The 21,896-nt window shown below is 52.7% G+C and carries 18 protein-coding genes; 7 read left to right on the forward strand and 11 right to left on the reverse strand.

Features of this window, described 5'->3' with window-relative positions; genetic code table 11:
* Positions 1–5 precede the first annotated feature (5 nt).
* The 5 genes from ACYVBJ_RS04395 to ACYVBJ_RS04415 form a co-directional block, all read right to left on the reverse strand.
* On the reverse strand, positions 6–965 hold the full coding sequence (locus tag ACYVBJ_RS04395) for an ABC transporter substrate-binding protein (RefSeq protein ID WP_460981073.1): 960 nt from the start codon (positions 963–965) through the stop codon (positions 6–8).
* A 245-nt stretch (positions 966–1,210) separates the two neighbouring features.
* Positions 1,211–2,143 carry a polysaccharide deacetylase family protein gene (locus ACYVBJ_RS04400; RefSeq protein WP_460981074.1) on the reverse strand — a complete coding sequence of 311 codons (933 nt, stop codon included), beginning with the start codon at positions 2,141–2,143 and terminating at the stop codon, positions 1,211–1,213.
* A gap of 161 nt (positions 2,144–2,304) precedes the next feature.
* On the reverse strand, positions 2,305–3,096 hold the full coding sequence (locus ACYVBJ_RS04405) for an SDR family NAD(P)-dependent oxidoreductase (protein ID WP_460981075.1): 792 nt from the start codon (positions 3,094–3,096) through the stop codon (positions 2,305–2,307).
* A gap of 92 nt (positions 3,097–3,188) precedes the next feature.
* A complete protein-coding gene (locus ACYVBJ_RS04410) occupies positions 3,189–3,755 on the reverse strand; it encodes a DinB family protein (RefSeq protein ID WP_460981076.1) in 567 nt (188 codons plus the stop codon).
* A 195-nt stretch (positions 3,756–3,950) separates the two neighbouring features.
* On the reverse strand, positions 3,951–4,235 hold the full coding sequence (locus ACYVBJ_RS04415; RefSeq protein ID WP_460981077.1) for a hypothetical protein: 285 nt from the start codon (positions 4,233–4,235) through the stop codon (positions 3,951–3,953).
* Between the two features lie 98 nt (positions 4,236–4,333).
* Between ACYVBJ_RS04415 and ACYVBJ_RS04420 the strand changes: the two genes are divergently transcribed.
* The 3 genes from ACYVBJ_RS04420 (at position 4,334) to ACYVBJ_RS04430 (ending at position 6,695) form a co-directional block, all read left to right on the forward strand.
* On the forward strand, positions 4,334–5,476 hold the full coding sequence (locus ACYVBJ_RS04420; protein ID WP_460981078.1) for a cysteine desulfurase family protein: 1,143 nt from the start codon (positions 4,334–4,336) through the stop codon (positions 5,474–5,476).
* A gap of 158 nt (positions 5,477–5,634) precedes the next feature.
* Positions 5,635–6,228, forward strand: coding sequence for an ATP-binding protein (locus ACYVBJ_RS04425; protein WP_460981079.1), 594 nt, complete (start codon positions 5,635–5,637; stop codon positions 6,226–6,228).
* Between the two features lie 44 nt (positions 6,229–6,272).
* The gene (locus ACYVBJ_RS04430; RefSeq protein ID WP_460981080.1) at positions 6,273–6,695 is read left to right on the forward strand and encodes a DUF4143 domain-containing protein; all 423 of its coding nucleotides are present in this window, start codon (positions 6,273–6,275) and stop codon (positions 6,693–6,695) included.
* 334 nt (positions 6,696–7,029) lie between these two features.
* Here the strand turns inward: ACYVBJ_RS04430 and ACYVBJ_RS04435 are convergent, their stop codons facing one another.
* Both ACYVBJ_RS04435 and ACYVBJ_RS04440 read right to left on the reverse strand, forming a co-directional pair.
* Complete coding sequence (locus tag ACYVBJ_RS04435) at positions 7,030–7,266, reverse strand: hypothetical protein (RefSeq protein WP_460981081.1); 237 nt, start codon at positions 7,264–7,266, stop codon at positions 7,030–7,032.
* 164 nt (positions 7,267–7,430) lie between these two features.
* Positions 7,431–8,408, reverse strand: coding sequence for an HNH endonuclease (locus ACYVBJ_RS04440; RefSeq protein ID WP_460981082.1), 978 nt, complete (start codon positions 8,406–8,408; stop codon positions 7,431–7,433).
* A 98-nt stretch (positions 8,409–8,506) separates the two neighbouring features.
* Here ACYVBJ_RS04440 and ACYVBJ_RS04445 point away from each other — a divergent pair, with 98 nt between their 5' ends.
* Together ACYVBJ_RS04445 and aspS are read left to right on the forward strand one after the other, a co-directional pair.
* Positions 8,507–9,988, forward strand: a complete 1,482-nt coding sequence (locus tag ACYVBJ_RS04445) for an amidohydrolase (protein ID WP_460981083.1) — start codon at positions 8,507–8,509, stop codon at positions 9,986–9,988.
* A gap of 171 nt (positions 9,989–10,159) precedes the next feature.
* Positions 10,160–11,935: an aspartate--tRNA ligase gene (gene aspS, locus ACYVBJ_RS04450; RefSeq protein WP_460981084.1), complete on the forward strand. Its 1,776-nt coding sequence runs from the start codon at positions 10,160–10,162 to the stop codon at positions 11,933–11,935.
* A 63-nt stretch (positions 11,936–11,998) separates the two neighbouring features.
* Here aspS and ACYVBJ_RS04455 read toward each other — a convergent pair whose 3' ends face one another.
* Positions 11,999–12,697 (reverse strand): hypothetical protein, encoded by a 699-nt coding sequence (locus ACYVBJ_RS04455; protein ID WP_460981085.1) that lies wholly within the window; start codon positions 12,695–12,697, stop codon positions 11,999–12,001.
* 382 nt (positions 12,698–13,079) lie between these two features.
* Here ACYVBJ_RS04455 and ACYVBJ_RS04460 point away from each other — a divergent pair, with 382 nt between their 5' ends.
* On the forward strand, positions 13,080–16,082 hold the full coding sequence (locus ACYVBJ_RS04460) for a sialate O-acetylesterase (protein ID WP_460981086.1): 3,003 nt from the start codon (positions 13,080–13,082) through the stop codon (positions 16,080–16,082).
* A gap of 186 nt (positions 16,083–16,268) precedes the next feature.
* On the forward strand, positions 16,269–19,262 hold the full coding sequence (locus ACYVBJ_RS04465) for a sialate O-acetylesterase (protein WP_460981087.1): 2,994 nt from the start codon (positions 16,269–16,271) through the stop codon (positions 19,260–19,262).
* Between the two features lie 36 nt (positions 19,263–19,298).
* On the opposite strand, the gene galU is transcribed toward ACYVBJ_RS04465, so the two are convergent.
* From galU to ACYVBJ_RS04480, 3 genes are all read right to left on the reverse strand, one after another.
* A complete protein-coding gene (gene galU, locus ACYVBJ_RS04470; RefSeq protein ID WP_460981088.1) occupies positions 19,299–20,165 on the reverse strand; it encodes a UTP--glucose-1-phosphate uridylyltransferase GalU in 867 nt (288 codons plus the stop codon).
* Positions 20,166–20,249: 84 nt separating this feature from the next.
* Positions 20,250–21,245, reverse strand: a complete 996-nt coding sequence (locus ACYVBJ_RS04475; protein ID WP_460981266.1) for a mevalonate kinase family protein — start codon at positions 21,243–21,245, stop codon at positions 20,250–20,252.
* Positions 21,246–21,404: 159 nt separating this feature from the next.
* On the reverse strand, positions 21,405–21,875 hold the full coding sequence (locus ACYVBJ_RS04480; protein ID WP_460981089.1) for a hypothetical protein: 471 nt from the start codon (positions 21,873–21,875) through the stop codon (positions 21,405–21,407).
* Positions 21,876–21,896: the final 21 nt, after the last annotated feature.

The following is a 21,896-nucleotide window of genomic DNA, read 5'->3' on the forward strand; positions in this document are numbered from 1 at the left end:
TGCTTCTAAAAGCGGGCTACGGCAGGCACTTCCTCCAGGTATTCGTTCGTAAATAATGTTTCTGGATCAATCTGGCCGACTACGTTGCCAGCAGCATCGGTAATAAGCTGATTCCGGATAAGCCAGTTTGTAAACGATGCCCACACGGCGCGGTGCATGAATCCCCAGTTGCCTTCGCCATCCAGGTAATAGCCGGAAGCCATCTCCTGACTTTGCTCCAGAAAATTTCGGTTGCTTAATGTAGGGTGCTTTGCCGTTTCGGCCAGCAGCCGGGCGGCCTCGTCGGGATCTTCGACCGCGAACCGGAAACCGGCGGCTGTGGCTTCCATAAACCGACGTAATGCATCGGCATTTTGGCTGGCCCAATCGCGGTGAGCCGTCAGTACAGGACTGTAGCCGTAGGGAATGTCGTAGTCATCGAGCAGGAACTGATTTAGCTCAACGCCGTGCATATCGGCTTTTATGCCTTCCCAGGGCAGGAAAATCCAGGTTGCATCAGCTTCATTCTTCAATAAAGAATGCCAGATACCCAGCCGCTCCGGTTTATAAGAAACGAACTGCCCCTGTCCGCCATCGTTCTGAATCATCTGCCGGATTATGGCGTCTTCGTACCGGGCTCCGTACGACGCATACACTTTACCATCCAGTTGCTGCGGTCGATTGATTCCGCTCTGCGCAAGCGTCACAACGGCACTGGCGTCGCGGGCCAGCACAGCAGCTACCGCTACTAATGGCACGCCGTTCATCTGGTAGCTAATGACACTTTCGGAGGGCGTAATGGCCAGGTCAGCTTGCCCCTGCGCGACACGTTTGGCGGGCGTTGTCTTGTAGCTGTCCTGATCGGGGGTTATGATCTGTACATCGAGCCCCGCCTTTTTATAAGCCTTTTTCGCTAAAGCGACGTAAAATCCGGTGTGAATGGTATTCGGTGTCCAGTCAAGGGCTAAGCGAATGGGTATTTCCATATAGTATGGTGAACAGGGATTCCGGGTAGCTAAACCACTCAACCGTTGGAAGGTTCACGTCATTTACGTATCCGGTCGATAATGGTCGGTAACTGCTACTTAATACCAGAATAATTCTAAATGCAGCCAGCTTATTCTGCTCTTATGAATGCCTCACAGCCAATCACGTACGTTACTAAAAGCAGCGGGTATCGACTCTTCGGTATCCGCTGCTTTTGGTTGCCACAACCAACACGTCGATTCGGTTAATCGAAACTCTGAACCATATTCCGATGCAGCGTCTTCGCCGTCCACTGGCCACCAGCAATAATACGGCGCACGGTGTAGAGCGGCATACTGTCATCGCGTTTATCGGCGAGTGTAAACGCAGCCGCGTAACCCCGCTTCTGCAATTCGGGCAGCGCTTGCTTATTCCACAAGCCGAATGGATAGGCAAAGTAGTTAATAGGTTTACCCGTAATCGCTTCCAGCTTTGCTTTCGGCTCTTCAACCTGGATTTTCCAATCCTCGCCCTGGTATTTCTTTACGTTATGGTGATCCCAGGTATGAGCGCCAATCGCATGTCCCCGATCAGCCAGATCTTTGATCTGCGTCTTGTCCATGTAGGGCTGCTTGCCCCGTCGGCCAATAGCGACTGTCATGATGAAAAACGCGCCTTTGAACCCGTGTTTTTCAAGAATGGGAGTTGCCGTTTCGTATTGATCGAGATCGCCATCATCAAACGTCAGCATAATCGGCTTGGGCGGCAGGGGCGCGCCGGTTGTCAGGTACGCATAAAGCTGGTCGGGCAGAACGGTGTGGTAGCCACTGTCGGCCAGCATCTGCATCTGCTCCCGAAAAGCGGCAACGGGAATGATGTAATCTTTCGCCGTTTTCGAATCTTTCGGGCGCCAGTCCCGAATCTGGTGGTAGCACAAAATAGGGACCTGTGGACGGGCCAGGATCGTGGCCGCATCGGCTATTTTACTAGCCGGAATCGACGACGGATCAGGTGCTGGAGCCGCTGGAGTCGCCTTTGCCTCCGCCGGTTTTTCGGTAGCGGCCGCATCGGCGGTGGTAGCACTCTCGGTGGTTTTAGTTGTATCGGACCCTTTTGACTGGCAGCCGGTCAGACCACCAGCAAGGAGAACAGATAAGCAGAAAGCGGTTAGAAAAGGTCTTGAATGACGAGTAAGCATAGCGATTTAGTATATCCCCAAACATACGGAAATCTGCTTGCTGTGGCTATCCTTTTTCGCAGACAGGCCAAATTTTAATCAATTAGCCCTCTACTGGCTAGTCAGACTAGTTGTTTAGGTATCCTGTTGGCATGGCCGTTGCCATGCCAACAGGACAACGATTACACAGCGGCTTTAACCACGCCCCCGTCGACCCGAATCGCGGCTCCATTTGTCGCCGACGACAATGGACTCGCCAGAAAAGTTACCATCTGCGCCACTTCATCGGGCGTAGCGAAGCGGTGAATCAGCGAGGTTGGGCGCATTTCCCGGAAGAATTGTTCTTCCATCTGCGCTTCGGTGATGTTTTGCTTGTCGGCCAACTCTTTCACGAACGTACCCACGCCTTCGCTTTTCGTAGGGCCGGGCAAAACGGAGTTAACCGTTACGTTCGTGCCTTTGGTCAGCTCGGCCAACCCGCGGGCTACGGCAAGTTGCGCCGTTTTCGTAGTACCGTAATGAATCATTTCTTCGGGAATCTGAAGCGCCGATTCACTGGATATAAACAAGATACGCCCCCAGTTCTTCGCCAGCATCTTTGGGAAGTATACCCGCGACAGCCGGACACCACTCAGCACATTGACCTCGAAGAAAGTCATCCATTCTTGATCAGTAATTTGTTCAAAGTCTTTCGTACCGAAGATCCCCACATTATTAATGAGGATATCCACATCCGGCATCTGCTCGACTAACTGCTGGATCATCTCGGACCGACCAAAGTCGACCACTACGCCGGTTACTGTCCCCGCGGCTTCGGGCTGAATCTTCGCAATAGCCTCATCAATCCGTTCCTGACTACGTCCTGTCAAGATGACATTGGCCCCTTCCTTGGCGAGTAGCTTAGCGATGGCAAAGCCGATTCCGGCCGTCGAACCCGTTACCAGCGCTGTTTTGCCCGTTAATTGTAAATCCATAACCTGGGTTGAATAAGTTGATATGTAAAAAAAGCCTTGCTTGAGCCGTAACGCCGATCATTTGGCCACAGTTCAGGAAGGCAAGTTAGCGGCTAAACCAGCGACGGGGAATCGGACAGACGAGTCAGCAATGTATTTGGTTCCAGTCCGAAGGCCAGTTCGATATGCCCCTGGTGATGCGCTACGTGCCAGGTGGCCATATACAGCGCCTGTTTTAAACTGAGGTTTAGTTTACGAACCGGATGGTAAACCGTTTTACTTAATGTCGGCTCGTCGAGACTACGTAGTAAACCGACGAATCGCCGGGTAACACCATCCAGAATCACCAACGAATCCTGTATAGGAGCGGTTGTAGCATCGGCCGTTTGGGCCCAGGCATCCATCAAGATAGTGGTCATTACATAATCCTCTTCGGTTACCGCTTTTTTCATGCGCACGAAATTGAGCAACTGAATATCCGCGACATGATGCACTAACTGCTGAACCGTCCAGCTCCCCGGACGATACGTTTTAGCCAGCTCATCGGAGGAGCGGTTCGCCAAAAGTTGTTCGTAACGGGCGGGAGCCGTTTCCAGCACGTTAATAAGCTGATTGATTTCCTGAGTTGAATACTCATCTTTCGGCGAAAAGCGCCCGACAGGGTACTGAAGCTGCTCCATGTTACGTATTGTGCGTTGGTAGTGATTGAGTTTGGGGCTCGACAACCCTATGCGGTATATCAGCTAGCCTTAGCCACGTAACGCCAGTTCGAATGAGTTTGTGCCTGCTAAATCGAAACGTTGTTTAATTTCATTAACCTGATGAGACTCATCAACTTGCCAGTTTAAAAACCAAGAGCGTCGTAAAGTGAAAAATTAATCCGGCTTAGTTACGACATCGGCATGCTTGGCTGTGAATTCGCCTTTTAGCCAACGAGCCGGTCTCAACGTATTACTAATCAGATATTTACCTGTTTTTGTATCAAGAATTATCAATCCAGCTTTCTCAGCCGTTACAACCTGGTACCGACGTACCTCATTAGCCGTGTCTTGTTGATGGTTATCTGATTTGTTGAAGTTAGACAGTGACATGATGGCGAATACGCCCAGCGCACCAATGCAAAGGGATTTCAGGTCTAAGGTGATGGTTATGCTTTTCATAAAAGTAGGGGTTCTGAAAGTAATTGATTAGTAACCAGGATCTGCAAAATATACAGATTATGCAGTCAGGGGTTTGTTGTTAGTGCTATCTTTATTTTATGATTTACCTCGACAACAACGCCACTACGCGCATCGATCCACGCGTTTTAGAGACAATGATGCCGTTCCTGACGGATAATTTCGCCAACGCGGCCAGCACTCATCCGTTCGGCGTATCAGCGCACGAAGCGGTGAAAACGGCGCGGCAACAGATAGCTGACTTATTGAACTGCGAGACGCATGAATTAGTATTTACGTCGGGCGCTACGGAAGCAATCAACCTGGCCATCAAAGGTGTAGCTGAAAATTATCTAAGTCGGGGTAAGCATATTGTTACGGTGCAAACGGAGCATAAAGCGGTGTTAGACGTTTGCCATTATCTGGAAACTCGAGGTTACGAAATTACATACCTGTCTGTTCAACCCGATGGGTTATTAAATCTGGACGTAGTAAAAGCGGCTATCCGACCCGATACAATCTTGGTATCAGTGATGTTGGTCAATAATGAAACGGGCGTTATTAAGCCGATCAAAGCGATTGCAGCACTTGCTCACGACGCCGGTGCCTTGTTCATGACCGACGCAACGCAGGCCGTGGGTAAAATGCCTATTGACGTTGACCAACTTGGCATCGATTTGCTTACGTTCTCGGCTCATAAATTTTACGGTCCGAAAGGTGTTGGAGGTCTGTTCATCCGGCAGCGCAGGCCGAACAAGGTAAAGCTAGAAGCACTTTTACACGGCGGAGGCCATGAGCGCGGTTTACGGAGCGGAACGCTCAACGTACCGGGCATTGTCGGAATGGGAAAATCGGCTGAACTGGCACAGCTCGAAATGACCAGGGACAGCCAGCGCATCAGTGCCCTTCGCGACAAGTTAGAAACCGCCTTACTAACGATTCCCGGCACTAAAGTAAACGGCAACCGGGAGTATCGGCTTTATAACACGACGAACATCTATTTTGAAAACTGCGACTCTGATGCACTGATAATGGGGTTAGAAGGCATGGCGGTTTCCAACGGTTCAGCGTGTACGGCAGCGAGTATCGACCCGTCGCATGTGTTGCTGGCGCTTGGATTAACCGAGCAGGAAGCATTCTCGTGCCTGCGATTCAGCTTGGGGCGATTCAACACCGAAGCGGACATAACAGCTACAATCAATGCGGTGAAAGGCGTGGTGGAAGAGCTGCGGGCGTTGGTGTGATAACTAACCAAGTAAATTTGTATTTTCATCGAAAATTTACTTGGTTAATATTTAGACGTTCGTTACAGTCATTGCTTCGAAATACCTTGTCTTATTTTCCGGCCGTCGCTGTTTTAGGACCCCGACAGGTAGGTAAGACAACTTTGGTAAAGATACTTTTGAGCAATTACACTAAAGAAGTTATCTATTTAGACTTAGAGTATTTCGTTGATCAGAATCGACTTAAACAACCTGACTTATTTTTTCAGGCTAACCAGGACAAGGTTGTTGTGCTGGACGAAATTCAACGAATGCCCGAACTGTTTCCGCTGCTTCGGTCATTAATTGATCAATACCGGGTTCCAGGGCGCTTTGTACTACTAGGTTCGGCCTCGCCCGACCTGCTTAAAAATTCGTCGGAGACACTCGCCGGACGTATTGTCTATTTAGAACTTACTCCTTTGCATCTGCTGGAAGTTTCAGGACAGTATAGCTACCGTGATCACTGGCTACGCGGAGGATTTCCAGACGCCTTGCAGGCTCCAAACCAACTAATCTGGCAGTTATGGATGGACAGTTTCATCCAGACCTATATTCAACGCGACCTGCTCGACTTAGGCTTACCAGCTCCAGCCAGCACCGTCCGTAACCTGCTGACGATGCTGGCTGGTATTCAGGGTGGTCAACTTAATTATAGCGATCTGGCTCGCTCGCTTGACCTGTCCGTATCAACGGTTCAGCATTATGTTGGTTTCCTGGAAACACGTATCTGATCCGTCGACTGCCGCCATTCTTTGTCAACATCGGTAAACGGTTAGTGAAAGCGCCTAAAGTATTTGTGCGCGACAGCGGATTAATGCATCGACTGACTGGCATCGACGATTTCAACGCTTTATCGGGCAACTTACTGCTAGGTGCTTCATGGGAAGGCTACGTTGTTCAGCAGGTTATTGCCCGACTGAAAACGGATATAACTCCATACTACTATCGAACGCAGAATGGGGCCGAACTAGATTTGCTCCTGGTTAAGGGCGGCAAACCAATTGTTGCACTGGAGATTCGGTATTCTAACGCCCCAACGCTGACACGCGGCAACACGCAGGCCATTAACGACCTTGGTATCGACCAGGCCCTCGTTGTCACGCCGGAAGCTGATGGTTACTGGCTCCGAAAAGACGTTCAGGTATGCAGCATTACGAACGTTTGGAGCTCATTGGAACCGTTCGGTGTATTGGTATAATCTCTCATGTACCTTTTTGGCGCTTTTTTGCACATGACAAGCCGATCGTGTAGTTCAGGAATGTCAGTCATTGAAAGGCTTGCTTCAATAACGTCCATCGTGAGTGGTTCAAACTGATACGAAGGATATTGATTGACATGGTGTCGTAAATCGGCCAAAGACACATCAATGCGCCCATTTGCAGCTAAAAAGCTAATCTCAACAGCCACAAAGGCCGGAATCGTAATTGACATAAGGCCGAGGTCGGCAGATTGGAAGAGTTGTTTGACTCGCAAAGGCAACTTTCGCTTGCTCAGATAGAGTACGATAGCCATTGTGTCGGTGACGTACTGACTTATTCTTTGGGGAATCGTTGGTAAAAGTCTGCAAAATCATCGTCAAGATGCTGCCGTTCGCGAGCGTCCAACAAACTCAACTCCTGCCGGATGCTATCTATGTCGTAGGGTTGCTGCTCAACCACCCGACGACGAAGAAACAGCACAAAATCGGCCACCTCACTCAGGTACTGCTGAGGCAGTCCTTTGATACCCTCCACAATCAGTTGCTCATAATTGGGTACTGTATTTATCACGTTGTTCGGTTTGCTATCAGCAAGATAACGAAATCTAGCATTCCTAGGTTGCTTACCTAAAATTGGCAAACTCGTTTTCCAGCTGTAGCCGCTCACCAGCATCCAACAGACTCGGTTCAGGGATGATTTAGTTGTCGTCAATTGAGGTATCGCCTTAACATAAGTCAATCTTTAAACCGCTCCTTCATGTGCCAACGAAACCCTTCCATCTTTGGGTAATGCACCTCGCCAAACGGCAAGCGTAGCGGCTGGCCATGGAACTGCTTGAGGTTGTAGGGGCTTGTTACGTTGTCAGCTAAGGACGGCGAGACAACCACGCGCAGACGCTCGTCGACGCCAATCATGCCCCGGTCAAAGGCGGTATGGAGCGTTGGACAAAGTGCAATGCCGTTCGTGACTTTGTCATCGCCAGCAATGCTGATGGGAACGATGTGGCAAGCTTCGACTAATGAGGAACCGTCTACGGCGATCACTTTCATACCCGAGATAGCGCAGGTAAAATCGTAGACCTTTGGTACTAGCTTTTTGAATAAGCCCCCTCGGACAAAACGGGTTTCTTCATCATCGGTTATTTGTAAGACAGTTGAATATGAAACTTCTTTTTCGTTGAGCAGGTATGCTTCCAAGTCCTGCACGTACCTCCGCCCCACACTCTTGACTTGCCAGTAAGCCACTTTCGTAGCTGGAAAATAGGTATCGAGCAACACGGTTTTGAGTTGCAGTTGTGCTTGCGGATGTATCAGCAAATGATACAAATCATCAGCAAAGCAGGCATAATCCAGCCGGTCATTTAACGTTTGGACACTGCGGATATACGTATCTAACAGAAAGCCTGATTTCGGCTGCAGGTACCAGAACCCTTCATTTTTCAAGTAAAAGAAGGGTTGCGCAAAATCGTCCTTATTAGCCGCGTTGACGAGTAAGCCAAAGTTTTCTTTAAAAGTCGCAACGAGCTCAGGAGAGATAGCCACTCGGTTGTGGGTTATAATCCCTTGCTCAATCAATTCGATGAGCGTTAACAACAAGATGGGTTTGTGTGGAGCCTTCCCATATTGAGTGCCCCCTTGTCTAAGTTTAGCAAATTTACGGGTGTAAACAGAAAGCAGGCTTGAATCAAAGCTATCAGGCATAAAGGGAGACATATTGGGCAGGTAAATATAATGGGATGCTTCACAAATTGTCCCGCTTACCTTTTTCGCCTATTTTTATCCGTTTACAACCCACTCCTAATACAACCTATATGAAACAACAGCTCCTTACAACGGCAATGCTCCTGCCGCTACTCGCCCTAGCACAACCCAAGGCCAAAAAATTAGCTGCCAGAGAAGGCGGTTCTGCCGACAAGGATAAGCAGACCATCATGGCTGACCTCGACAAACGGTTTCCGGAATATGCCGGTATCTCGAAGCAAATCTGGGATTTCGCCGAGTTAGGCTATCAGGAAGAGAAAAGCTCGCTGCTGCTTCAGGAACAACTGAAAAAAGAAGGGTTCGACGTAAAAGCAGGCGTAGCGGGTATTCCGACGGCATTTGTTGCAACCTATGGTAAGGGCAAGCCAATCATTGGCATTTTGGGAGAATACGATGCGCTACCCGGCCTGGCCACCGAATCGAAACCGGAGTTCACACCTATTCAGGGCCAGAAAGGCGGCCATGGCTGCGGCCACAACCTCTTCGGTACGGCTTCTGTAGCGGCAGCAACGGAGGTAAAAGACTGGCTTAAATCGTCGGGGCACAGCGGAACAATAAAAATCTACGGTTGCCCAGCCGAAGAAGGCGGTTCGGGAAAGGTATACATGGTGCGGGAAGGGCTGTTCAACGATGTAGACGCTGTACTGCACTGGCACCCCGGTTCACAAAATGCGGCCGATGCCGGTACGTCGCTGGCCAATAAAAACGCTAAGTTTCGATTCAAAGGTATTGCCGCCCACGCAGCGGCTTCACCCGAACGGGGCCGGTCAGCGCTGGATGGCGTAGAAGCCATGAACTACATGGTGAACATGATGCGCGAGCACATTCCGTCCGACACGCGCATTCACTACGTCATCACCAAAGGCGGTGAGGCCCCCAATGTTGTACCCGCCTTCGCGGAGGTGTATTACTACGCCCGCCACAAAGACCGCGACATCTTGCAGAGCGTCTGGAAACGGATTGAAAACGCGGCCGAAGGTGCCGCTAAGGGCACCGGTACGAAAGTTGAATGGGAAGTACTGGGCGGTGTGTTCAATCTGCTGCCAAACGTAACGCTGGCGGAAGTGATGCACCAGAACCTGAAAACAGTAGGTGGTATCACCTACACACCCGAAGAAACGGCGTTTGCGAACAAAATCAGCGAAACCTTTGGCGAAGGCCAGAAAGTGCCCATCACCAACGCTGCGCTGGTCAAAGACTTCCGCGATGCCTCGGAGAGTGCCACGAGTGGCGGTTCTACCGACGTGGGCGACGTGAGCTGGACGGTTCCGACTGTTGGTTTACAAACGGCTACGTGGGTACCTGGTTCGTCGGCGCACAGCTGGCAATCCACAGCCGCCAGCGGTATGACCATCGGGCAGAAAGGGATGATCGTCGCGGCTAAAACGCTGGCTATGACGGCTCTGGATTTATACAAAACGCCTGCCCTGATCGAGAAAGCCCGTGCTGAATGGCAGCAGAAACGCGGAGCCGACTTCAAGTACGAAGCCCTGCTCGGCGACCGAAAACCCGCCCTGGATTACAGAAAGTAAAGAGCGAAAGCGTGAAAGAGAGAAAGAGCGAATGCCGAGTTACCATAAAGTGGCTACCTTTGCGACCAAATTATTGAGTAATTGAGTGAATAAGCAATTGAGTGTAAGTGTCCAGTTTATTACACAGCAACTTTTCACTCTTTCACTCATTCACTCTTTCGCTCTTTAATCATGCTTCGAACACATACCTGCGGAGAACTCCGCCTTACAGACGCCGACACCACCGTCACGCTGACCGGTTGGGTTCAGATTACCCGCGACAAAGGTGGCGTACTCTGGATTGACCTTCGCGACCGCTATGGCATTACCCAGCTGATTCTGGAAGAAGGCGTTACAGCACCTGAACTTTTCGCTGTCGCCCGTACGCTGGGCCGCGAATTTGTGATTAAGGCCAGCGGCACGGTTGTTGAACGGAAATCCAAAAACCCAAACATTCCGACCGGTGAGGTCGAAGTGCGCGTTACGTCCCTGGAGGTTCTGAACCCAGCGAAACTACCGCCCTTCCTCATCGAAGACAGCACCGACGGGGGCGATGACCTGCGGATGAAATACCGCTACCTCGACCTCCGCCGGAATCCGGTTCGCCGGAACCTGGAGTTACGGCACCGCATGGCCCAGCAAACGCGGCTGTACATGGACGGGCAGAATTTTATTGAGGTCGAAACGCCGGTGCTGATCAAATCGACGCCCGAAGGTGCACGCGATTTTGTGGTGCCGAGCCGCATGAACCCCGGTGAGTTCTACGCCTTACCCCAATCACCCCAGACGTTCAAGCAGTTGCTGATGGTGTCGGGTTTCGACCGGTACTATCAGATTGTGAAGTGTTTCCGCGACGAAGATTTACGCGCTGACCGCCAGCCCGAGTTTACCCAGATCGACTGCGAAATGTCGTTCGTGGAGCAGGAAGACATCCTGAATATGTTCGAGGGACTGGTACGTCACTTGTTCAAAGCCGTTAAGGACATCGACCTGGCCGAGGTGCCGCGCATGACCTACGCCGATGCTATGCGGTTATACGGCTCCGACAAACCCGACACGCGCTTCGGCATGGAGTTCGTGGAACTGAAAGGTACGTTCGACACCATTGACCTGACCTCCGGCAAAGGCTTCGGCGTGTTCGATTCGGCTGAAATCGTGGTCGGCATCAACGCACCCGGTTGCGCTAATTACACCCGCAAGCAGCTAGACGAGCTTACCGACTGGGTGAAACGCCCGCAGATTGGCGCGAAAGGCCTGATCTACGTACGTTACAACGAAGATGGTACGTTGAAATCATCGGTCGATAAGTTCTACGATGAAGAAGCGTTGAAGACCTGGGCCGCTCGTTTCGGCGCAAAACCTGGCGATTTGATGCTGGTCATCTCGGGGGATGCCGCCAGGGCACGCAAGCAACTCAACGAACTCCGTTTAGAGATGGGAAGCCGGTTAGGTCTGCGCGATCCGAATGTGTTCAGTACGTTGTGGGTGCTCGATTTTCCGCTGCTCGAATACGGCGAAGAAGAGGAGCGTTGGTTTGCCATGCACCACCCCTTCACCTCGCCCAAACCCGAAGATATTCCGCTGCTCGACACTGACCCCGGTTCGGTGCGTGCTAATGCGTATGACCTAGTCATCAACGGCACCGAAGTTGGGGGCGGCTCGATTCGTATCTTCAACCGGGATTTGCAGGCCCGGATGTTTAGCCTGCTGGGCTTCTCCGACGAAGAAGCGAAGGCGCAGTTCGGCTTCCTGATGGATGCGTTTGAGTTTGGTGCACCGCCCCACGGTGGTATTGCCTTTGGCTTCGACCGGTTGTGCTCCCTCTTCGGCGGGGCCGATTCGATCCGTGATTTTATTGCTTTCCCGAAAAACAACTCGGGTCGCGACGTCATGATCGATTCGCCATCAACGATTTCAGACAAGCAACTGGATGAGCTGAAAATCAAAACGGTTGCCGACGCGAAATAAGATCTTGCTCAGCATTACGAAGCCCGGTCAGTACGTTAGTTACGTATTGGCCGGGCTTTTTTACTACTCTCCAGTTTCTTTGGCGCTGAGGGCGGCTTTCCGACGTGCGTCGCCGGTTGCTCCGGGCGAGACGGCCTGCGGAAACTTGCTGGCCCACTCAGCGAGTTGATCACCGTCGTCCCAGATACGTCCGTTACCCACCGCAATCAACTTATCTTCTACGGTTGGGTCCTCACCCGTTTTCTCGGTCATCACAAACGCGTACTGAAATGCCTGAACGCCCTTGTCGGTAACTTCGCCCGACATGATGGTTACCGTCTTGTAGTTAATACCTTTCGATACGCCTACATCTTCCGAAAAAATCGTGAACAGATTGCCGTTACCCGCCACAAAAGCTCCGTTGCCCTTGCCTTTGTCCGACCCGTTCGTGTAGTCGTACGTGATTTTGTTATCAGCCGTCTGACCGTAAAATTTATAATGATACGAGTCAATTACTTTGCCTTCCCGCCAGGCATCGCTGGGGCCGTACGGGCTAACCAGCCGATACGGATCAGCGTAAATAACCCCATCCAGTTTAGGTGGTTTCGCTCCCTCATTAATCACCATGCCCCGTTTGCGTAGGTCGTCAATAATGGTTTGCGGCACAATGTTCCGAATGTCTTGGGACAGCCCTGACTGGGGCACAATTTCTTTCTTGCTACAGTTGGTTAGCGCAACGCTGATGCCGCTTAACAGAAGGAGTTTGATTAAGATCGTTTTCATAAGATGCACACGGAGCGATGAAGAAGTAAGGGTACAGGAGGCTCCGTTACGAACTTAGTCGAGGTTTAACGTGGCCGTGGAATCAGTGTTGGGTAATTTATTTTGAGTCGTTGCGCTTGTCTCGAAGCTAGTCAGTTACGCCAGGAGAGTATAAGCTGTGTTTTCTAGTAAAATAAATAGCCTTAGAGACAATCCTGATACGCATCAATATCGTATACCAATACAAACATTATTGATATATTTTGTTTACTTATATTAATAATATTTAACTTATAATTATTACTACAAGTTCATTATACCCCAATTTTTAATTCTTATTACATGATAGATTTAGTAGATTTGTAAAATTCGGTTTTCAAACCGACTCACCGTAACACGTTATATGACTTTATTCGCCCTTCGGCTATGGCTGCTTTTGTCCTGCCTGCTGCCCGGCATTTCATTTGCTCAACTGAGTGTAACCAGTCCGGTTCCGCGGATGGTTTTTCAGCGAAATTCTTATAACGAAGCGAACGTACTGGTAGCCGGGCTGGCTCCTTCGACAGCGACCCAGATAGAGGCCCGTTTTGTGCCCCTGGCTACGGGGCAGGGACAACTAACTCCCTGGACACCGCTCGACTTTTTACCCACCTCAAAAGCGTTTCGGGGAACTGTACCCGTTACGGCGGGCTGGTATCGCCTGGATGTGCGGGCGAAATCGGGAGCTGCGGTACTTACTCAGATGCAGGTCAATCGAGTCGGCGTTGGCGAGGTGTTTGTCATTGCCGGACAATCGAATGCAGTGGGCGGATTTGAACGCGAGCCGGGCGCCAGCGATGACCGGGTTTCCTGCCTTGACTTTCGGCAGGACGCCTTAGATGAGCAGCTTTTACCCCTTCGGTTCAGCCACGTAAGCTACGGTACCAGCATCGGACCGAGCCAGCCCCCTCACATCTGGGGTCAATTAGGTGATAAGCTGGTACGTCGGCTAAACGTACCGGTTCTCTTTCTGGGGGCGGCCCAGGCTGGCACCTCAAGCGAACAGTGGCGGCAATCGGCCGCTGGCGGTACAGACGCGCAGGGTCGGCCCAACCCATATCGACGCCTGGGCGTTGTCCTGCAGCACTACGTAGCGCGAACGGGTGCACGGGCCATTCTCTGGCACCAGGGCGAAGGCGATATAGGTTCGGCGGGTGATACGTACTTCTCGAACATTAGCTACGTAATCCGAAAAACGCGGCAACAAACCGGATTCGATAATCTTCCGTGGGTCGTTTCACGCGTTACGTACGTACAGGGACAGACAAATGCGGGAGTTATAGCTGCGCAAAACCGGTTGATTACTGACGTAAACGACGTATTTGCGGGCCCTTCTACCGACGACCTCACCGGTCCCGACAATCGGCTTGGCGACAATGTTCACATCGGCGGAAAAGGACTGGCCAGATTTACCGACCGCTGGGACGAAAGCCTGACTAACAACTTTTTCGCGAATTCTACCCCCTTAACCCCCAATACCGAATCCGCTTTAATTACCAGCAGCTATACTTTGCCGCTAGTTCGTCGACCCGGCGAAACCGTACTATCGCCTTCGCTACGTACCGATCCGCACGAAGCCGACAACCAGTATTTTGTGCAGCTGCTCCGGGCGGCTGATAATACGTTAGTCGCCGAATCGGCCCGCTCAACCGACAACCCGATTTCGCTGACTTTACCGGCGAATCTACCCGATGGCCAATACCGCCTGCGAACGCTATCGACGCACCCAGCTGCGGCCGGTACGTTGGGCGAACCGTTTCGCGTTGATTATGCGGCTTCGCCTACTCCCACCGCCCAGCCGATTCCGCCCGTAGTGACGGGAGGTACGGCCAGTTCGGCCCTGCAACGTATTGGCTATCGATACGAAGCGGAAAGTCACGGCTTTTTTGCGATGATCCAGGCGAGTGCGCCGATGGAAGTTCGCCTACAGCGGCTGGATGGCGGGTCCAGCGACTCCGGCTGGAACCCGGCGCCCGCCAGCGGCCAGGCCCCCGATTTTGCCGATTTTGCCGACTTTAATTACATACGCAGTTACCCGCCTATTTCGGGGGGCATAGGTGGGGTTGAGCCCGGCCGCTACCGGCTGTCCGTTCGACCACAGGGCACAACCGGCGACGGAATCTGGTATGAGGTACAGTTGCTCGATGGCCGCAATATCCTCTATGCGTCGATGGAACCGGTTAGTGCTCTTCCAACGGTACTTACGCTGACCTCGCTCAATCCGGTTTCGCCGTGCCGGGGCACAACATTCAGCGTTGCCTTTGAGGCTACAGAAAGTCCGGTTAATGCTGGAAACCTGTATACCGTTCGCCTGTCGGATCGAGATGGGTCGTTCGTCAACGAGACCACCATCGGCAGTGGCAGCGGCAGTCCTATCCCGGCGACCTTACCGGCTTCGTTACCACCGGGCAATTATTATCGGCTGCGGCTGGTAGCCAGTAATCCGGGAGTCGCCAGCGCCCCCGGAGAGTCGCTGACCTTTTGCGCCGGAGTGCCTTCCACCCCGCCCCCGGCGGATATCTCCCTGGCCATGTACGCGAGTTCCCGCCTGCTTCAGCCAGGGCAGCCCGTTACGGTAACGCTTGTCCTAACCAATTCCAGTTCCTCGCCGGTTAGTGCCATTACGGTCAAAAGCGTATTGCCGGCTGGACTAGCGTTTGTGGAAGCCCTTCACCCGGCCATCAGCGCTACGGGCACCGAAGTAACCGTGAATGCCGGTTCCTTAGCTCCATCGGCCAGCGTTCCGTTTGCGTTTCGACTGAAAGCGAATCGGGCAGGCAGTTTTGTGGCCGCAGCCCAGGTCACAGCCAGCAGTCAGCCCGATCCGGACAGTCAGCCGAACTCGGGTACCGGTGATGGCCAGGACGATACCGCTCAGCTCGATCTGCGCACAACGGATGCGGAGGGTGGTCAGTCGATCTCTCCCAATGCGAATCAGGCCCCGTTGCCACCGGTTCAGTCGAACCAGCCCTCGCCCACCGCAAACCAGTCCGATCTTAGTCTGGAGATTGTCGCCAGCAGCTTAACAACTCTTTCTAACAATACGCTGTCGGTTCAGCTTCGGGTAAAAAACCAGGGCAGCCTGGCGGCCGACAACGTCGTGATCCGGACTGTCTTGCCGGTTGGCTGGAGTCTGACGAATTCCAACGGCCTGACTATCGACGGTCAGACCGTATCGGGTTTAATAGGACGTATTACCGCCGGAAGCGCCAGTGTTGTTACGCTTTCAATACGGGCCGCTGCCGATGGCCGACTTCAGGCGCAGGTGTTTGCGAACAGTGTCTCCGATGCCGACTCGACGCCAGGAAATGGCTATGATAACGGGGAAGATGACGAAGCATCAATCGGCATACGGACCAGATTATAAACGAATGTTGTCAGGCGCAGACACAAATAATAAACTACTTTGTTTATGTAGCCGAATAGACGCTATATGTCAACCAAATATATAAAGCGAGTATATAAAGCTAAATAATATACTAAATCAGTATACAAGGCATATTTTTTGCGATGATACGACTATGGCGGGCCTCCCTGATGCCATACCGCAACCATGCAAAAAGGCTACCTCAGCTTCCTGATTTATCATCTGCTTTTGTCGGCTGCCTTTGCCCAGTTACGGGTAAGTAGCCCGGCTCCGCGGATGGTTTTTCAGCGTACGCTAGCCAACGAAGCGGTTATTACGGTGGTGGGGGTAGCACCAGCGGCAGCTACCCAAATTGAAGCCCGTTTTGTTCCCTTGGCCATCGGGCAGGGCGAAGTAACTCCCTGGATAAAGCTGGAACGGCTCCCGGCTTCATCGTCGTTCCTCGGCCAGGTAACCGTTTCCGCGGGTTGGTATCGCCTGGATGTCCGGGCCAAAGTGGGGGCATCCCTGATTGCCGAAACACACGTAAATCGAGTGGGCGTTGGCGAAGTGTTTGTTATTGCCGGACAATCGAACGTTTACGGCGGGTTCGAGCGAGCCATTAGTGCCGTCGACGATCGGGTGTCCTGCGTCGATTTCAGGCAGGATAGCCTCAGCGAACAATTGCTTCCGTTTCAGTTCAGTCACATCAGCTACGGGACTAACCTCGGTCCAAGTCAGCCTGCTCATCTGTGGGGTAGTTTAGGCGACAGCCTCGTCCGGCGGCTTAACGTACCAGTCTTGTTTCTGGGCGCGGCACTGGGTGGAACCAGCAGCCGCCAATGGCAGCAATCGGCGGCCGGACAAGTTGGTTCAACGCCCGATCAATCCGTTTATCGCCGTCTGGGTGCCGTTTTGTTACACTACATAGCCCGGACGGGGGCTCGTGCGGTAATCTGGCACCAGGGTGAAAGTGATATAAACACCGATGCGGAAACCTATTTCAACAATGTTAAATTCGTTATTGAAAAGAGTCGGCAGCAGCTTGGTGGATATGCACTCCCCTGGCTTGTTTCGCGGGTGAGCTACATCAGCGGCCAGACAAATTCCCGCGTCATCGCGGCCCAGAATCGACTGATTGCCGACGTATCGTCTGTGTTTGCAGGTCCGGCTACGGATAGCATCACTGGCCCGCAAAACCGACCCGACGGCGTTCACATGCAGGGAATTGGCAGGACCCGATTCGTCGTTAGCCTCAATCAAAGTTTATCCGACAGCTTTTTCCGGCAGGCTGCTCCCTTCGCCCCACAAAACGAATCCGCCCTCATCACGAGTGGGTACACGCTCCCCCTAACCCGGCGTCCCGGCGAAACGCTTGCTGTGGCTTCGGTACGTAGCAACCCATCAGAAGCCGACAATCAATATATCACCCAGGTCGTTCGCGTGAGCGACGGAGCCACCGTTTATGAATCGGCGCGGAGTGTCGACAATCCGATCCTGATTGCCTTGCCGATGGATTTGCCCGATGGCCAGTACCGTTTACGTACGCTATCGACGCACCCGGCTATGGCCGGTACGTTGGGAGAGCCGTTTACCGTGCGTCAGTCAGCCGCTCCCGCTGCTCCGCTTCCGATTTTACGTCAGCCCGTAAGCGGAGGCCTCGCCGATTCGGCGCTACAACGCTTTGCCTACCGCTACGAAAGCACCAGTCATGGTTTCTACGCAATGGTTAAGGCCCGTGTCCCGATGGAAGTCAGGCTGCAACGGCTCGACGGTGGCCCGTTTACAGATACAAACTGGAATTCGGTAGTACCCAGCAGTCAGGAACCCGATTATTGGGACTTTGCCGACTTTAATTACCTGCGCAACTACCCACCCATCGCCATGGCTACCGGGGGTGTGGAGCCCGGCCGGTATCGGTTATCGGTGCGCAGGCAGGGGACCACGGGCGATGGACTATGGTTCGAGATGCGCCTGCTGGACGGCCGTACTATTCTTTACTACCCCATGGAACCGGTCGCGGCCATTCCGCCGGTATTGACGCCGAGTACGTTGCCCACGGCATCGACCTGCCTGAGCGGGTCGTTCAACGTAGCGATTGACGTAACGGACGGCTTAATGAACAGCGGCAACGTCTATAGCGTACGCTTATCGGATGGAGACGGGTCTTTTGCGGACGAAACCACCATTGGCAGCGGATCAGGTAGTCCGGTTTCGGTTACGTTACCGGCTTCGCTGCCGCCCGGCGAGGACTATCGCATTCGCGTAGTAGCCAGTAACCCCACGGTAGCCAGCGCGCCCAGCGAATCGCTCACCATCTGCGGAGTAAGCGGACTCAGCGCCGATTTATCCGTTCTAATGCAGACCAGTAGCCGAACCCCGAAACTAGGTCAACCTGTTACGTTTACGTTAGTTCTAAACAATACCGGACCAGGAACAGCCAGGGATATTAGGGCAACAAGCCGCCTGCCTGACGGGCTGAATTTTGTGGGAGCCAGCAGCCCCGCGGTAAGTGCCAGCGCTACTGAAATTGTCGTAAACGCCGGTACGTTAGCCAGGGGTACCAGCCAGCCCTTTGTGTTTCAGCTGAAAGCCAGCCGGGCGGGCAGCTTTGTGACCGCGGCTCAAATTACGGCCAGCAGCCAGCCCGATCCGGACAGTCAGCCGAACTCCGGTACCGGCGATGGGCAGGACGATGCGGCTCAGGTAGCCCTGCGGACAAGCGATGGTAATGGTAGCACATCGGTCTCGCCCAATCCGAACCAGACACCACTACCACCGGTAGAGGCTAACCAACCACCGGTCGACTCAGCGAAAGCCGATTTAAGCCTGGATCTGGTGAGCAGTCGGTTATACACTGAATCAACTATGCCCATTAGCCTTTCGGCCATAGTCAGTAATCGGGGTGGGGCTTCGGCCGCTAACGTCAACATTCAGCTAGAGCTTCCTGATGGCTGGTCATTGGCCAACACCACTGGGTTAACGCTCAACGGTCAGGTCGTTAGCAGCACAGTAGCTCAAGTTCCTGCGGGGGCGTCAGCAACGGTAGTGCTATCCGTTCTGTTGCAGACCAGCAGCCGAACCGGAACCCTGAAAGCCCAGATAGCGCGTGCTTTTCCTGCTGACCCCGATTCGACACCGGGCAACGGCTATACGAATGGCGAAGACGACGAAGCCACGCTCACGCTAAGGGTACGGTAGTAACGCAAGAGGCCCCGATCATCGGAGCCTCTTGCGTTACTCTTTCTTAAGAATCTCTTCCAGGAAAGTCCGAAACTTATCGGCAAATTCAGGGCGCTTAAGGGCAAACTCAACGGTTGTTTTCAAGAAATCGAGCTTGTTGCCAATGTCGTGGCGTTTGCCTTCAATCCGATGCGCGTACAGGTTTTCGCGTTTGAGCAGCAGCAGCATGGCGTCGGTCAACTGGATTTCGTTGTTCTTACCGGCGGGCGTCTGCTCCAGCATCGTAAAAATTTCGGGCGTTAGTATATAGCGGCCCGCAATGGCCAGGTTAGACGGAGCTTCGTTCAGCGCGGGCTTCTCCACCAGAGTTTCCAGTTCCAGAATACGGTCGCTCAGCGACTTCCCCCCGATGATTCCGTACCGATTCACCTTGTCGTGCGGCACCTCTTCAACGGCAATCACTGTACAGCCGTATTGAGCATACGTATCAATCAGCTGCTGAGTCACCGGAATCACGGCGTCCATGATCGTATCGCCCAGCAGCACCGCAAACGGTTCGTTGCCAATATGATGCCGGGCGTACCGAATCGCGTCACCCAGGCCGTTCAGCTCCCGCTGACGAACGTAGTGCAGATTCGCCATGTCCGACAGCCGGCGCATCTCGTCCAGCAGCAACTGATCTTCTTTTTCTTCGAGTCGGGTTTCCAGCTCGTAATTGCGGTCGAAATGGTCTTCGATGGCGCGTTTACCTTTGCCGGTAATAATCAGAATGTCTTCGATCCCCGAATCAACGGCTTCCTGCACAACGTACTGAATCGTTGGGCGGTCGATAATCGGCAGCATCTCTTTGGGCTGCGCCTTAGTAGCGGGTAAGAACCGGGTCCCCAGTCCGGCAGCGGGAATAACAGCTTTCTTGATCATGGGTAAAGAGTGATAGGGCGAAAGAGCGAAAGAGCGAAAGGATGTCGCGTCTGCCACACTTTCACTCTATCACTCTTTCGTTCTTTATATAACATAAGGCTTGATCACGCGGGCGTTGATTTTTTTGAGTTCGACGAACAGGCGGTTGAGCATGGCATCGTTGCGGTAGAGGCCGATAATGGAACCGCCCGACCCGGTAAACGAAGCCGACGCTCCACAGGCGCGCGCGGTTTCGATCAGGCTGCGGTTTCGATCGCTGATGGTGTAAATACGCGCCCGCAGATCAAAGTTTCGGTTCACCAGTTCGTGCAGAGCATCGGTATCCTGTCTGATCATGGCTTCGCGCCCTTCACGCGCTACGTCGGCAATGGCGCTCATGGTGTCGATAATCAATGCTTCGCCTTTCAGCCAGCGGGCTTTAACGTCGTTATGCACCCGTCCCGACTGCTTGCCCAGGTCCGTGTTGTAGGCGATGTACAGTTTAGGCAGCAGACGTGGGTCTACCTGCTCGTACTGACCGTAGCCCTGGTGTTCCATAATGGCCTGATCGAAATTCATGTACACACAGCCCTCGTAGCACTGAATGACCCGGTCCTGCAAGCCGGCCGTAATGCCCAGCTCCTCGGTTTCGGTAGCAAGCACCAGGTTCGGCAGGATAGGCCGTGGAATCTCGACATTGTAGAATTGCATCAACGCCCGAAAAGTCGCTACAATGATTGCGCTGGAGCCCGACAAACCGACCTGACGTGGTATCGACGTATTATAGCGAATTGAGAAGTTCTGGTTTGGTAGACGAATCCCCTCGGCTTCGCAGTATTCAGCAAATTTCTTGATAGCAGCTTTCAAAAGAGGCACCCCCCCGTGGTAGCCCAGCGTACTGACGGCGTCGCGCAGGTGGTGCATGCTTCGGAACACGTTGGTATCCTGAGCCTGCGGCTCAATGTGCAGCTCCGGCGACTGATACAGCGTAACGGACGCGCCGAAATTGCGCACAGATATGGCGATGGTTTTCCCAAAAAAGCCGTCGGACGGATTACCAAGCAATCCGGCCCGGGCATAAGCACGAGTTTCAATAAGCAAAACGGGGGAGCGGACCATTCATCCGCAAGCTATACGATTCAGCAGCAAGTTTACAAAAGAATCTCACTGCACCCATACATTAGCTTGCCTGCCAATAAAAAAGCGGCCGGAAGATCTTCCAGCCGCTAACCCGGTTACTTAACCGATTCACTGTTTATGTCACTGCGGATTCGTTTTATCTTTTCCGTCGTAGCCTTTATTGTGCGGGTCGTACCCCTGATTCGGGTCATCGCCATCTTCCAGGTACGTAGCGTCACCCCGGTGGAAGAGCGCATCATCCGATGGATTCTCAGCGATTTCGTTTAGCTTCTGACTGGCTTCGTCGCTCATCATCTGGCCCTTGGGCTGGTCTGAGTCGTTGATCGCGTCAGCATCAACGTCCCACGCCTGCGTACCGCCATAGTTTTCGCCAACCGGCAGGTCTGGATCGCCCACATTGACGTTTGCTTCGCGGACGTGCGCCATTTCTTCTGACGTTTCGCCCCGGTCGTTGGTGGTGACGGAGTTGTATTGTGCATTACCGACCCCTTCCGATACGCGGCCGAAATCAGAATCACCGTGCTGATTAGGGTCCTGCGAATAAAATTCGGGGTCAACTTTATTAGGGTCGAATGGTGATGTCGTTGCCATAACGTTAAGGTGTTTTTTGGG

It is taken from the genome of Spirosoma fluminis (assembly GCF_054778895.1).